Source organism: Streptomyces thermocarboxydovorans (assembly GCF_039524635.1).
Lineage (GTDB): Bacteria > Actinomycetota > Actinomycetes > Streptomycetales > Streptomycetaceae > Streptomyces > Streptomyces thermocarboxydovorans.
Genome location: NZ_BAAAGU010000047.1, coordinates 45,675 through 59,637, shown reverse-complemented (window position 1 = coordinate 59,637; position 13,963 = coordinate 45,675). Strand labels below are relative to the sequence as shown.

Annotated in this window: 11 protein-coding genes and 1 pseudogene; 8 read left to right on the top strand and 4 right to left on the bottom strand. The window is 71.8% G+C overall.

What is annotated here, in order from left to right; translation table 11 throughout:
- Positions 1-84 precede the first annotated feature (84 nt).
- Positions 85-384, top strand: a pseudogene (locus ABD198_RS21805) (TetR/AcrR family transcriptional regulator C-terminal domain-containing protein); the annotation flags it as partial.
- Between the two features lie 23 nt (positions 385-407).
- On the opposite strand, the gene ABD198_RS21800 reads toward ABD198_RS21805, so the two are convergent.
- Genes ABD198_RS21800 through ABD198_RS21790 form a run of 3 tightly spaced genes read right to left on the bottom strand, consistent with a single transcriptional unit; the run spans position 408 to position 3,869 of the window.
- The gene (locus tag ABD198_RS21800; protein WP_344004583.1) at positions 408-1,526 is read right to left on the bottom strand and encodes an acyltransferase family protein; all 1,119 of its coding nucleotides are present in this window, start codon (positions 1,524-1,526) and stop codon (positions 408-410) included.
- A 40-nt stretch (positions 1,527-1,566) separates the two neighbouring features.
- Entirely contained in the window at positions 1,567-2,892 is a 1,326-nt protein-coding gene (locus ABD198_RS21795) for a polysialyltransferase family glycosyltransferase (protein ID WP_344004580.1), read from the bottom strand.
- Positions 2,889-3,869 (bottom strand): glycosyltransferase family 2 protein, encoded by a 981-nt coding sequence (locus ABD198_RS21790; RefSeq protein ID WP_344004577.1) that lies wholly within the window; start codon positions 3,867-3,869, stop codon positions 2,889-2,891. Before ABD198_RS21790 ends, ABD198_RS21795 begins: the two co-directional genes overlap by 4 nt.
- 220 nt (positions 3,870-4,089) lie before the next feature.
- On the opposite strand from ABD198_RS21790, the gene ABD198_RS21785 reads away from it, so the two are divergent.
- The 4 genes from ABD198_RS21785 (at position 4,090) to ABD198_RS21770 (ending at position 8,963) form a co-directional block, all read left to right on the top strand.
- Positions 4,090-5,409 carry a DUF6716 putative glycosyltransferase gene (locus ABD198_RS21785; protein WP_344004574.1) on the top strand — a complete coding sequence of 440 codons (1,320 nt, stop codon included), beginning with the start codon at positions 4,090-4,092 and terminating at the stop codon, positions 5,407-5,409.
- Positions 5,410-5,531: 122 nt separating this feature from the next.
- A complete protein-coding gene (locus ABD198_RS21780; protein WP_344004572.1) occupies positions 5,532-6,806 on the top strand; it encodes a cytidylyltransferase domain-containing protein in 1,275 nt (424 codons plus the stop codon).
- 76 nt (positions 6,807-6,882) lie between these two features.
- Positions 6,883-7,818, top strand: a complete 936-nt coding sequence (locus ABD198_RS21775; protein WP_344004569.1) for an N-acetylneuraminate synthase family protein — start codon at positions 6,883-6,885, stop codon at positions 7,816-7,818.
- Positions 7,819-7,826: 8 nt separating this feature from the next.
- Complete coding sequence (locus ABD198_RS21770) at positions 7,827-8,963, top strand: hypothetical protein (RefSeq protein ID WP_344004566.1); 1,137 nt, start codon at positions 7,827-7,829, stop codon at positions 8,961-8,963.
- On the opposite strand, the gene ABD198_RS21765 is transcribed toward ABD198_RS21770, so the two are convergent.
- Complete coding sequence (locus ABD198_RS21765; RefSeq protein ID WP_344004563.1) at positions 8,890-9,321, bottom strand: class I SAM-dependent methyltransferase; 432 nt, start codon at positions 9,319-9,321, stop codon at positions 8,890-8,892. The two genes, ABD198_RS21770 and ABD198_RS21765, sit on opposite strands and share 74 nt — an antisense overlap.
- Positions 9,322-9,662: 341 nt before the next feature.
- Here ABD198_RS21765 and ABD198_RS21760 point away from each other — a divergent pair, with 341 nt between their 5' ends.
- The 3 genes from ABD198_RS21760 (at position 9,663) to ABD198_RS21750 (ending at position 13,810) form a co-directional block, all read left to right on the top strand.
- Complete coding sequence (locus ABD198_RS21760) at positions 9,663-10,892, top strand: M20 family metallopeptidase (protein WP_344004591.1); 1,230 nt, start codon at positions 9,663-9,665, stop codon at positions 10,890-10,892.
- A 235-nt stretch (positions 10,893-11,127) separates the two neighbouring features.
- Positions 11,128-12,180, top strand: coding sequence for a BMP family lipoprotein (locus tag ABD198_RS21755; RefSeq protein ID WP_344004559.1), 1,053 nt, complete (start codon positions 11,128-11,130; stop codon positions 12,178-12,180).
- Positions 12,181-12,763: 583 nt separating this feature from the next.
- A complete protein-coding gene (locus ABD198_RS21750) occupies positions 12,764-13,810 on the top strand; it encodes a BMP family lipoprotein (RefSeq protein WP_344004556.1) in 1,047 nt (348 codons plus the stop codon).
- The last annotated feature ends 153 nt before the right edge of the window (positions 13,811-13,963 follow it).

Here is a 13,963-nt window from a genome sequence, read left to right as displayed (position 1 = left end):
CATCGGCAACCGACGACAACGCCGCAGATGGGCGTGCCAGACCCCGCGTCCGCGGGCTGATCCAAACGACAGGCCCTCTAGGCCCAGGACAACCTGCGCCTGCTCACCGGCGCCGGACTCACCCTCGCCCAGGCGGTCCGGGCACTCACCACAACGTTCGTCTACACGCTCGGCTTCGTCACCGAGGAGCAGGGCGTCCAGCCGCTGCCCGGCGAGCGCCGCGAGGGCTACGACCTCGCAGAACGCGCCCGCCTGATGGCCGGCTTCCCGCTGGCGGCCCAGGCCGGCGTGGAGCTGTCCGCCGACTTCGACCGGCACTTCGAGGAGGGCCTGGCGCTGATCCTCGCGGGCATCGAGGCCAGTTACGGCCCGAAGCCCGCCTGATCCGGCTCGCCGCTGCTTTTGTCTCAGTGCGGCCGGGTCAGCAGCGCCCGCAGCCGCGGAGTGGCCGGCCGCTCCACCAGGCGGTGGATCAGCCACGCCAGCAGCAGCATCGACGCGACCGTCAGCGCGAACGTCACCGCCGAGGGCAGACGCAGCCCCCGGTGCAGGGCGCCGATCACCACCCAGCCGAGGTGCTCGTGGACCAGGTAGAACGGATAGGTCAGCGCCCCGGCCACCGTCAGCCCGCGCCAGTCGGCCCAGTCGAGCCGGCCCAGCGCGACCGCCGCGACCGCGGCGAAGCCCAGCGTCACGATCAGGACGATCACGGCGGAGGAGCGGTGGGAGAACGCGTCCCCGCCGGGCGCGTGCCACAGCTCCCGCACCGCATGGTGCTGGCCCAGCAGCCAGCTCACGCCCACGATGCCCCAGGCGTGCACGTCCCGCCGGTCACGGTGGACCAGATACAGGCCCACCCCGCCGACGAAGAACGGTGCGTACTCGGGCATCAGCACCAGGTCCAGCAGCGGCTCCCGCGCTGCCTGCGCGATCACCGCCGCCAGCGTCCAGCCCGCGCAGAACAGGACGACCCGCCGCCGGCTCGCCCCGGGCACCACCACGCACAGGGCGAACAGCGCGTAGAAGCGCAGCTCCGCCCACAGCGTCCAGCACACCCCCAGCACCCGGTCCGCGCCCAGCGGCATCTGCAGCATCGTCAGATTCACCAGCGCGTCGCTCGGCGCCACCGCCTGGTAGGCCACCACCGGCAGCGCGAACACGGCCACCACCAGGGCGACGGCACACCAGTAGGCCGGCAGCAGCCGCGCCGCACGCGAGGCGAAGAACGACCCGAGCGTCCGGCCCCAGCCGCTCATGCAGATCACGAACCCACTGATCACGAAGAAGACCTGCACACCCAGGCACCCGTAGGCGAACCAGGTGTGCAGGGTGGGGAACTGGAGCTTCGGGGACGTGCCCCAGGCCTCGGCGACCTCACCGCCGCGACCGCCGTAGTGGTAGACCGCCACCATCAGCGCGGCCAGCAGGCGCAGGCCGTCCAGGGCCCGCAACCGGCCTTGGCGCCGCGGGGTTTGCTGCCGCAGGGTCATGTCGTCGGCCGGGCGGCGGGCGGTCAGGCTGGTCATGTACGGCTCCCAGGGCCGTGAGGCGGCATCGGCGCGCCGCTCATCGCCGCACCATCCGCCGCAGCCGCCGTGCCGCCCGCCGCACCGTGGGACTGCGGAGCAGGAAGGCGAGCCGCGCCGGCACCCCGCCGGGCAGGCCCAGGGAGGTCAGCCGCTTCCGTTTGAAGTAGCGCCGGGTGCGGTCGTTCAGCCGCGTCGACAGGTAGCGCTCGGCGTCCTGCCGCAGCTCCGGCAGGATCCTCGGCTGCATGGCGAAGCCGACCGCCCGGATCAGTTCGCCGAGGCTTTCGGTGCCCTGGCCCCGGCGGCCCACGGTCACCGCATCACGGTCCGTCAGCTCGGGCAGCAGTGCGTCGACGATGGTGACGGGCACGCGGTTGCTGTTCTCGAACGGCGTCAGCCGGTCCAGCAGCAGCCCCGTCCCGGCCCGCGCCACCGGCAGCCCGTACAGCTCGGAGGCGGTGATCAGGGCCGTGGAGAAGCAGCCGGTGACCAGCGCCGGACGCATCCGCTGGTACAGCACCTCGGCGAGCACCGGGGCATCCAGCACCGTCAGCTCGGCGCCGAGCCGCTCGGCCTCCTCCTCCAGCAGCCGGCTGAACCGGGCCGGTGCGGTGGGGTGCGGCTTGAACACCACCCGCCGGTGACCGAGCCGGACAACGCCCCGCAGCATCTCGGCGTGCAGCCGCTCCTCCTCCTCGGCGGAGAGGATGTCCAGCGCCGACAGATACTGGCCGAGCAGCAGCGCGGGCCTCTCCACTTCCGGCAACCGCGCATCGGCGTCGGCCAGTTCGGCCAGCACCTTGGTGAACGCGGGCGTCGGCACCAGCTGTGCCGGGACGCCGAACTCGGTCAGCAGCAGCGGGCGCAGCCCCGGCACCAGGTCCAGATGCAGCAGCCGTTCCACCCGCGTGCCGACGAGCGCGTCCAGCTTGTTGCGGGTCGGCCCGTAGCTCATCAGACCGTCCGCGTAGACCGTCAGGGGCGCGTCGGTGAAGATCTGCGCCAGCCCCAGCGCCGGGTTGACCTGGATCGACTCGACGGCCAACGTCACCTGGTCGTCGCCAAGGCCCCATTCCAGCCGCAGGAAGCGTTCCCACAGCGGGGCGTCCTCCGGGCGCGGCGCCCAGCCTCCGGGATGGAACGGGAAGATCGTCTCGTTCCACGACACCACCTCGTCGAAGCGGCCGCGCAGCCGCTCGAACCCGGGCAGTTCGTCCACCGCCGGTGTCGTCTCCGGAGTTGCCGCGTTGTTGGACACCAGCAGCAGCCGCCGGCCGGCCGGGGCGAAACACCCGGCGTCCAGGGCGGCCGCCAGCGTGGCCGTGCCGTACAGCGTCGACACCAGGAAGATCTGCGTGGTCATGCCGCCGCCCTCCCCGCCAGGACCGGGCGCCGCCGCAGCCGGCGCAGCCGGGCGGCCCGCTCCAGGTCCATCGACGCCAGCGCCTGGTCGAGCACGTCCTGCGGCATCCGCCGCAGCGCCGCCGCGCTCATCGCCTTCAGCTTCCGGGCCACGGGCGCCTCGAACTTCTCGATGGAGGCCAGGTGGTGGGCGATGATCGCGCAGTAGGTGCGCACGGCCTTCGGCAGCAGCGCCGCCGCCTCCGCGTCCGCCGCGGTCTCCGCGACCACCTGGTCGAAGGCGCGGATGAAGTCCAGCTGCCGGGCGTCCCCGATCTGCGTCAGCGAGGAGGACACCCCGCGCCGGTAGAACACCCCGAGCAGGCCGGTCACCGCGAACGACTCCGCCTCACGGTGCAGCCTCCAGATCCACGGGCGGTCCTCGGCGGTGCGCAGCCCGTCGGTGAAGTGCAGCAGCCCCCGGTCGGCCAGGCGGCGGTGGTAGATGCCGGCCCAGGCGTAGGGGTAGTCCACGGAGGTGCTCCGGTGCGCGGGCAGGATGGCCGCACGCGGCGAGAGCACCACATTGCGCCGGCCGTGCGGCACCCGCTGCACCGAACGGGCCCGCGCCGTGCACCGCACATGGTCGGTGCGCACGAAATCGCAGCCCAGCCCTTCGATCGCTTCGAGCAGCCGCGCGTAATAGCCGGGCGCCAGCCAGTCGTCGCCGTCCAGGAACGTCAGATACTTCCCGCGCGCCCGGTCGATACCGGTGTTGCGGGCGGTCGCCAGACCGCCGTTTCTCTCGTGCCGGACCAGCACCGCGCCCGGCAGTTCGCGTTCGCCGCGCGCGAGAAGTTCCGCGGTCCCGTCCGAGGAACAGTCGTCGACAAGAATGAATTCGAAGTCCTCGCGCGCGTTCGCACGAAGACTGCGCAGGGCATCGGGGACGTATTGCCGCACGTTGTAGAACGGCACGATGACAGAGAGCTTCGGCACCCCGCAGACGTTAGGCGGCACCCCGGCATCCGTCTTGACCTGCACCTTGAGGCAGGGTGAACGACGCGTGGCGAAGTGGTGAACCGGTCACTTCCGCGGCAGTGAAAATCCGTTCGCGACTTTCCGGGCCGGGCCGATTTGCCATTCGGCGGTGCGCTGTTCACCTTTTGTTGGATTCGGGTTGGGCGGCTGCTGGGAATTCCTTCCTAGCGTCATCGACGTGCCAGCAAGTGCAACGAAAGCCCTGCGGGTGGCGGTCCTCGCGGATTCCGACACCCGGTGGAAATGGGGCGCCCTCACCGCGCAACGCCTCGCCCCGGACGGCGGCGCCCGGCCGGCCCTGCGGCTGGACGGATTCCTGCTGCGCGGCCGGGCCACCCCGACCGCCCGCCAGCTGACCGAGGTCGGTGTCCGCGCCGACTCGATCGGCGAGGTGACCGCGGCCGAGTTCCTGCGCACCATGCGCGACACCGACCACGACGTTCTCGTGCTCGCCCTGGTCGGCGGCAGTGTCCAGGCGCTGCTGCACGGTCTGCGGCACATCTGGCAGGACCGGCGGGACCGGCCCGTCGTCGTCACCGGATACGTCGGGGTCGTCTACGAGAAGCTCGCCGACGGCCTGCTGCTGCGGCACGGCGCCGACCTGGTCCTCGCCAACTCCCGCCAGGACGCGGAGCGTTTCCGCGCGGTCTACGAGGGCGTCGGCGCCGACGCCGGCGCGGTCACCGAGGTCGCGCTGCCGTTCCTCGGCGGTGCGCCGTACACCGGCCCCCGCGAGCCGTACACCGTGGTGTTCGCCGCCCAGCCGTCCGTGCCGGAGAGCCGCAAGGACCGTACCTACCTGCTGGAGCGGCTGATACGGCACGCCCGCGGCCACCCCGAGCGCGAGGTGCTGCTCAAGCTGCGCTCCCGGCCCGGCGAACACACCACCCACATCGAGGAACTCCCGTACCAGAAGCTGGCGCAGAGGCTCGACCTGCCGCCCAACCTGCGCCTGGTGTACGGGCACATGGGCGAGGTGCTGGACCGCACCGACCTGCTGGTCACCGTCAGCTCCACGGCCGCCCTCGAGTCCCTGCACCGCCGCATCCCCACGGCGATCCTCACCGACCTCGGCGTGCGCGAGTCGCTGGGCAACCACCACTTCATCGGCTCCGGCTGCCTCGCCTCCTTCGACCAGCTCGACGCCGGCCACCAGCCGGTGCCGGACCCGGAGTGGACCGCCCGTCAGGGCGTGGCGGCGGACGGAACGTACGAGACGGCCTTCGACGCGGCCCGCGAGCGCCTGCTCAAGCTGCTCGCCGCGCCCTCGCTGCCGCCGCTGACCCCCTACTACACGCCGGACACCGCGCCCGGCTACCTCCCCGGCATCCTCGCCCGCCACCACCTCGCGCCCGACGGCAGCCCGCTGCCCGGAGCGCCGGCAGCGGACCAGCAGCCCGGGCCGGTGCGCCGGATCGTGCGGCGGGCCGCCCGCGGCGCCTACCGGCACGGGGTGCAGCGAGTGGCGCCGGTCATCCGGCGGATGGGGGAGCTGTGAACGCCATCCGGCGGCTGGGGGGAGCCGTGAACGCCCCCGCCCGCGCCAGCGATACGCCGCCCACCACGCCGGCGGACGGCTCCTCCGTCTCACCTGCCCCCTCGTTCCCAGGAGTGCACGCCATGCCCGAATCCCCGGCAGCGACCGCGCCGTCCGCCGAATTCCAGCGCCGGGTGGTCGCCGTCATACCCGCGCGCGGCGGCTCCAAGGGCGTGCCCGCGAAGAACCTCGCCCCGGTCGGCGGCGTCCCCCTGGTGGCCCGCGCGGTGCGCGAGTGCCGGGCCGCCCGGCGCGTCACCGACGTGGTGGTGTCCACCGACGACCAGGCGATCGCCGCCGCCGCACGCCAGGCCGGCGCCGAGGTCGTGACCCGGCCCGCCGCCCTCGCCGGGGACACCGCCACCTCCGAGGCCGCCGTCCTGCACGCCCTGGACGCCCACGAGGCCCTGCACCACGCCCCCGTGGACGCCGTCCTGCTGGTCCAGTGCACCAGCCCGTTCCTCCTCGCCGAGGACATCGACCGGGTGGCCGCCGCGGTCACCGAGCAGGGCGCCGACACGGCGGTGACCGTGGCCCCGTTCCACGGCTTCCTCTGGCGCGACGGCAGCGACGTTTCCGACAGCACGGACGGAGCGGGGGAGACGGCTGCCTCCGCCGGAGGCTACGGCGTCAACCATGACAAGGCCTTCCGCCCCCGCCGCCAGGACCGCCCCGAGGACCTGCTGGAGACCGGTGCCGCCTACGCCATGGACGCGCAAGGGTTCCGCACCCACCGGCACCGCTTCTTCGGCCGCACCGCCCTGGTGCGCACCGACCCCGCCCGGGTCCTGGAGATCGACGACCCGCACGACCTCGCCCGCGCCCGGGCCCTCGCGCCGCTCCTGGACGCGCACCGGCCCGGCGCCCTGCCGACCGCGGACGACATCGACGCGGTCGTCCTGGACTTCGACGGCACCCAGACCGACGACCGGGTGCTGATCGACGCCGACGGACGGGAGCTGGTCGCCGTGCACCGCGGCGACGGCCTGGGCATCGCCGCGCTGCGCCGCAGCGGACTGCGGATGCTGATCCTGTCCACGGAGCAGAACCCGGTCGTCGCCGCCCGAGCCCGCAAGCTGCGCGTGCCCGTGCTGCACGGTGTCGACCGCAAGGACCTCGCACTCAAGCAGTGGTGCGAGGAGCAGGGCATCGCGCCGGAGCGCGTGCTCTACGTCGGCAACGACGTCAACGACCTGCCCTGCTTCGCCCTGGCCGGCTGGCCCGTGGCCGTCGGCAGCGCCCACGACGCGGTCCGCGGCGCCGCCCGCGCGGTCACCACCGCCCCCGGCGGTGCGGGCGCCATCAGGGAGATCGCCGGCTGGCTCCTCGGCCCGTCCCTCGACTCCCTCCCCCTCTGACCCCTGACCACAGACCCCCCGAGTGACCCCCAAACCCCGAGCAACCCGAGCAACCCCCAGTAAGGAAGCCCCACTCATGAGCAACTCCCGCATCCGCACCCTCGGTTCCCGCGAGGTCGGCCCGGGCCGCCCCGTCTACATCACCGGCGAGATCGGCATCAACCACAACGGCGACCTCGACAACGCCTTCAAGCTGATCGACGCCGCCGCCGGCGCCGGCTGCGACGCGGTCAAGTTCCAGAAGCGCACCCCCGAGATCTGCACCCCGCGCGACCAGTGGGACCTCGAACGTGACACCCCCTGGGGCCGGATGACCTACATCGACTACCGGCACCGCGTGGAGTTCGGCGAGGACGAGTACCGGCAGATCGACGAGTACTGCAAGCAGAAGGGGATCGCCTGGTTCGCCTCCCCGTGGGACATCGAGTCCGTCTCCTTCCTGGAGAAGTTCGACGTGCCCGCCCACAAGGTGGCCTCGGCCTCGCTCACCGACGACGAGCTGCTGCGCACCCTGCGCTCCACCGGCCGCACGGTCATCCTGTCCACGGGCATGTCCACCCCGAGGCAGATCCGCCACGCGGTGGAGGTCCTCGGCAGCGACAACATCGTCCTCTGCCACGCCACGTCCACCTACCCGGCGAAGGCCGAGGAGCTGAACCTCCGCGTCATCGACACCCTCCGTCAGGAGTACCCGAACGTCCCGATCGGCTACTCCGGCCACGAGACCGGACTGCAGACCACCCTCGCCGCGGTCGCCCTCGGCGCCTGCTTCGTCGAGCGGCACATCACCCTCGACCGCGCCATGTGGGGCTCCGACCAGGCCGCCTCCGTCGAACCGCAGGGCCTGCAGCGCCTGGTCCGCGACATCCGCACCATCGAGGCCTCCCTCGGCGACGGCGTGAAGAGGGTCTACGAGTCCGAGCTGGCCCCGATGCGCAAGCTGCGCCGCGTGCCCGGCGTCGTCGCCGAGGCGGAGATCGCCGCGGCCGCGGGCGAGCCCCTGACCGTCTGAGCGGGCCGGTGATCCCCCGCGCCGGGAAGGCCGGCCCCCACACCCTCGCCTTCGTCGAGAGCCCGGTACAGCTGCTGAACGTGGTGGAGTGGGCGCACCTGCACGCCCCCCGCGCGGGGATCACCCTCGTGGTGCCGGCCCCCGTCGACCCGATGACCCGCGGCCAGCTGCGCCGCATGGCCGGACTGGCCCGCGAGGAGGGCCACACCGTCCGCTGGGAGGAGGCGCGCGGCGGCCCCACCGCCCCGCTGCGGACCGTGGGGGGCCTCGCCGGCCTGCTGCGCCGCGCCCACCGGGTCCTCCTCGGCGACCCCTTCTCCCGCTACGTCCAGCTGCTGCTGACCGTCACCCGCGCCCGCGAGGTGGTGGTCGTCGACGACGGCACGGCCACCATGGAGTTCGTCGGCCAGCTCGCCCGCGGCGAGCGGCTGGTCCGCTGGCACCGCAAGGGCGGCCGGCCCGGCCCCCGCGACCTCCTCCTCGCCCCCGTCTCCGCCGCCGCCCGGCGCCGCCTCACCCCGCACCGCGAGCGCCGCGTCGAGGTCTTCTCCTCGATGCCGGTGGCCGACAGCCCGCCCGGCGTCACCGTCACCGCCAACACCTTCGCCTGGACCCGCGCCCGCTTCGGCCCGCCCCGCATCGCCGAGGGCACCGACCTGGTGGGCACCTCCCTGGTGGAGACCGGCGTGGTCGACGACGGCGCCTACCTGGAGGCCGTCCGCGCTCTGGCCGCCGCGCACGGCGCGACCCGCTACTTCGCCCACCGCCGGGAGAGCGCGGACAAGCTCCACCGGCTGGCCGTGGAGACCGGCCTGCAGATCGTCCGCCCGGAACTCCCCCTGGAACTGATCGCCCGCCGGGGCCCGATCGGCTCCACCGTCCTCAGCTTCCCCTCCACGGTCGTCCACACCCTGCCCCTGGCCCTCGCGGGCACCGGCGTCCGCGTGGCGGTCTGCGACATCGACCCCGCCTGGCTCACCGGGCACGCCTCCCCCCGCGCCCGCGGCTTCCTCTCTGCCGTGACCGCCACGGCCCGCGACGCCCACCGCCTGGCCGGCCCGCCCCCTCCGGCTACGCCCCCTCGGGCCTGCGGGCCAGAAGCAGTGCGCGGGGGCGCTTCTCCTCGCCCTCCGGCTCCCGCATGACCTGCGCGGTGAGCTCCAGGCCGCCCTTGCGGAGGTGGCCGATCACGGTTGCCGGGGTGCGCCAGTAGTAGTCGAGGGACACGGCGTGCCCGAAGCGTTCGTCCAGGTGCAGGGTGCCGTTCTCCTCACCGGACTGGAAGGCCGGCAGCACCGGGGCGCCCGGCAGCAGCACCCGCCGGAACTCGGCGAACAGCGACGGCAGATGCGCGTCGGGCACATGGATCACCGAGTACAGGGCCACGATCCCGCCGAGCGTCGCGGACGGCAGGTCCAGGTCGGTCATCGACCCCACGTGAAAGCGCAGACCGGGATGCGCCTCGCGGGCCAGCGCCACCATGCGGGGCGAGAGGTCCGTCACCAACGTCCCGGGACAGCACACCTAGCCAGCACACCGGGCCGGTGTCCGCCAGATGAACCGCTCCGCGTGGAAGGCGCCATGCGTGGTAACCGTGTGGAGAACGGGCGCATGCCGCCGCCGGGGCGGAAGATGTGAGAGAAGTCACTCTCCGCAGGTCGGGCGGCCGGCCCGAGGCGGGCCATGCGGCCCGCACCTCAATGAAAAGAGCAAGAAGCTTACCCATCTCGATGGGCAGCCATGCGTAGGGCGGCAAGATTTTCTTCCCCTAAGGGGTTGAATTTTCTTGATCAGGGGACGGCCGGCGGCCTCCGCGCCCTACTCTTCAAAGGGTGAAGCCACTGATGTCACTGGAGTCCGAGATCGATCTCCCCGGGGGAGCGGTGCTTCCCGGTGCGCTCCCCGAGGCCCTGCGGGCCGAACTCGTGGCGTTCCGGCGCGATCTGCACATGCACCCCGAGCTCGGCAACCAGGAGTTCCGCACCACCGCCGCGATCAAGGAACGGCTCGTACGCGCCGGCCTGAAGCCGCGCGTCCTCTCCGGCGGAACCGGACTCATCTGTGACATCGGCGTACCGCAGGACATGGCCACCGGCTCGGCGATGCTCGCCATGCGCGCCGACATCGACGGCCTGCCCATCCCCGACATGAAGGCCGACTGCCCGTACCGCTCCGTCGTGCCCGACCGCGCGCACGCCTGCGGCCACGATGTGCACACCACCGTGGTGCTCGGCGCCGGCCTCATCCTGGCCGAACTGCACCGGCAGGGCCTGCTGCCCCGCCCCGTGCGGCTGATCTTCCAGCCCGCCGAGGAGGTGCTGCCCGGCGGCGCCGCCGACACCATCGAGGACGGCGCGCTCACCGGCGTCGGCCGGATCATCGCCGTGCACTGCGACCCGCGCGTCGACGCCGGCAAGATCGGGCTGTGCGAGGGCGCCATCACCTCCGCCTGCGACCGGCTGGAGATCGCCCTCGACGGGCCCGGCGGCCACACCGCCCGCCCTCACCTGACCACCGACCTGGTCACCGCCGCGGCCCGGGTCGTCACCGACGTGCCCGCGCTGGTCGGCCGGCGGGTCGACAGCCGCAGCGGACTCGCCGTCACCTGGGGCCGGGTCGAGTCCGGCCACGCCCCCAACGTCATCCCGCAGCACGCGGAGCTCTCCGGCACGGTGCGCTGCCTCGACCTCGACACCTGGCGGCAGGCGCCGGACATCGTGGTCGCCGCCATCGACGAGGTGGCCAACCTGCACCGGGCCAAGTCCGAGATCAACTACGTGCGGGGCGTCCCGCCGGTCGTCAATGAGCCCGGGGTCACCGAGCTGCTGCGCGACGCGATGATCGCCCGGCGGGGTGTGGAGTCGGTGGAGGGCACCGAGCAGAGCCTCGGCGGCGAGGACTTCTCCTGGTACCTGGAGCACGTCCCGGGTGCGATGGCGCGGCTCGGGGTGCGCACGCCGGGGGAGCGGATCATCCGCGATCTGCACCAGGGTGACTTCGACGTGGACGAGCATGCGATCACGGTCGGGGTGGAGCTGTTCACGGCGGCGGCGCTGCTGGACGCGTTGCGCTGAATCCCGGTCACTCCAGCCTCAGCAGTCTCTTCTGCCCTCCTCCGCTTGCATGGGCGGCGGGGGAGGTGCTGCGTGGTGCCTGCCGCACAGGTATATGCGCTCAGCACCGATGCGCCGGCCATCGGCACGAATGGATAACGGCCCCGCGGTACCCCGTTCCCAGGAGTGTCTACGCGCGTTAATGTGCGCCGAACCGAGCACCCGCTGCGGGGCTTTGGAGAATGGGGAACTTCAGATGCGTCGGATATCCAAACTGACCCGCGTCGCGGTGGGGGTCGCGTCGCTCGCACTCGCCGCCACTGCCTGCGGCGGCACCAGCAGTGACAACGGAGACAGCGGCGGGTCCTCCAAGCAGGACCGCGGGCTCGCCATCGCGTACGACATCGGCGGCAAGGGCGACCAGTCCTTCAACGACGCCGCCTACTCCGGCCTGCAGAAGGCCCAGAAGGAGTTCGGCTACAAGACCGCCGACGTCGAGCCGACCGAGGGCGAGACCGATGCGGACAAGGAGCAGCGGCTGGCGTCCCTGGCCCGGCAGGGCTACAACCCGGTCATCGGCGTCGGATTCGCCTACGGTCCGGCGATGAAGGCCGTTGCCTCCAAGTACCCGGACACCACTTTCGGCATCGTCGACTCCGTGGTCGAGGGCGACAACGTCGCGTCGCTGGTCTTCGCGGAGGAGCAGGCGTCCTACCTGGCCGGCGTGGCGGCGGCCAAGGCCACCAAGACGAACACGGTCGGCTTCGTGGGCGGTGTGGACATTCCGCTGATCCACAAGTTCGAGGCCGGCTACAAGCAGGGTGTGCAGGACACCAACCCCAAGGTCAAGGTGATCTCGCAGTACCTGACGCAGACCGCCGAGGAGGGCGGCTTCTCCAGCCCCGACAAGGGCAAGGCGGCGGCCGAGGGTCAGATCGAGAAGAACGCCGACGTCATCTACCAGGCGGCGGGTCTCTCCGGTCAGGGTGTCATCGAGGCGGCGGCCAAGGCGAAGGTCTGGGCCATCGGTGTCGACTCGGACCAGTACAAGCAGGAGGCGCTGGCCGGCTACAAGGACTTCATCCTCACGTCCGCGCTGAAGGACGTCGGTGGTGCGGTCTACGCGCTGGCCAAGTCGGTCCATGACGACAAGCCGCTGACCGGCACGCAGGTGTTCGACCTCAAGGTCGACGGTGTGGGCCTGTCCGAGAGCAACCCGAAGATGAACGAGATCGAGGGCCTGAAGGAAGCGGTCGCCAAGGCCAAGGAAGGCATCATCGACGGCTCCATCAAGGTCAAGACGGAGTAGCTCGCCTCTCCCTCTCACCTCTCAGCGGGCGGCGACCCTTGCGGTCTCCGCCCGCTGCTGCTGGGTGGGGGTTCGCGTGGCCATGCCTGCGGCGCAACTGTCCCTCCGGTGGGGGTGCGCGTCTGATGCCTGCGGCGCAACTGCGGCTCCGGTGGGGGTACGCGTAGCGCCCACCGTACGCGCCTGCGGCCGGTGCCCTGCTGATCGCCGTGCGCGGCTACTCCGCCTCGCCGCGGGCAGCCGCGCCCCCCTATAGCGCACCCCACCCCCGCCCAGTACCCACCCCGGGTGCCCAATCCAGGCACAGCCCACTACGCGCACGCGTGAGAAGGAGAGCAGGGGCGCAGCCACCCAGCACCAACGCGCACGCGCACCCCACCTCACCCCCACGACGCCCCGCCACCCCCGCCCCAAAATCCGCCACTCACCGTAACCGCCCCGCTCCCCTGAGCCCCCTTCAGCACGGGCGGATAACAAGGTGGACAGAAGGGGTTTTCAGGCAGGTCTACGCGCGTTACTCTGCGGCGAAGCCAGCGCCGAAGCTGAAACGTCCCGGCGCTTTGTACGACTAGGAGCACCACACATGCGCCGGATTTCCCGGATCACGGTCGCAGGCGCAGCGACCGCCTCCCTCGCCCTCGCCCTCACCGCCTGCGGCGGCACCTCCACGTCGGCCAACGCCGAGGGCAAGGGAGACAAGGGCCTCGCCATCGCCTACGACGTCGGCGGCAAGGGCGACCAGTCGTTCAACGACGCCGCCTACGCCGGCCTGGAGAAGGCGAAGAAGGAGTTCGGCTACGAGACCCAGGACGTCGAGCCGACCGAGGGCGAGACCGACGCGGACAAGGAGCAGCGCCTCGTCTCCCTGGCCAAGCAGGGCTACAACCCGGTGATCGGTGTCGGCTACGCCTACGCCTCCGCCGTCAAGGGCGCCGCCGAGAAGTTCCCGGACACCACCTTCGGCATCGTCGACGACGCCACCATCAAGGCCGACAACGTCGCCGACCTGGTGTTCTCCGAGGAGCAGGCGTCCTACCTCGCCGGTGTCGCCGCCGCCAAGGCCACCAAGACCAAGACCGTCGGCTTCGTCGGCGGCGTGGACATCCCGCTGATCCACAAGTTCCAGGCCGGCTTCGAGCAGGGTGTCAAGGACACCGACCCCAAGGTCAAGGTCATCTCCCAGTACCTCACGCAGACCGCGGAGGAGGGCGGCTTCTCCAGCCCCGACAAGGGCAAGACCGCCGCCGAGGGCCAGATCGAGAAGAAGGCCGACGTGGTGTACGCCGCGGCCGGCCTGTCCGGTCAGGGCGTCATCGAGGCCGCCGCCGCCAACAAGGTGTGGGCGATCGGTGTCGACTCCGACCAGTACAAGCAGGAGGCCCTTGCCAAGTACAAGGACTCCATCCTGACCTCGGCGATGAAGGACGTCGCCAAGGCGGTGTACAACCTGGCGAAGTCGGTCGAGGAGGGCAATCCCGAGACCGGTATCGTCAGGGGCGATCTGAAGACGGGTGAGGTGAGCCTGTCGAACTCCAACCCGAAGTTCGCGGACAACGCCGAGATCCAGGAAGCCGTCGCGAAGGCGAAGGAGAAGATCGTCAACGGCGAGATCAAGGTCAAGTCGAGCTGAGCCAGCGAGACCCCCGCGGGGTCGCGCGCGCTCGGCGGGGTGCGGGAGTCCGACCTCCCGCACCCCGCCGAAGCAGTGCGCCGCCCCTCCGTATGCCGTAGGGGCGCTACGCGTGTAGACGACCCCCGTCCCCATGGAGAGTGCGCCATCAAC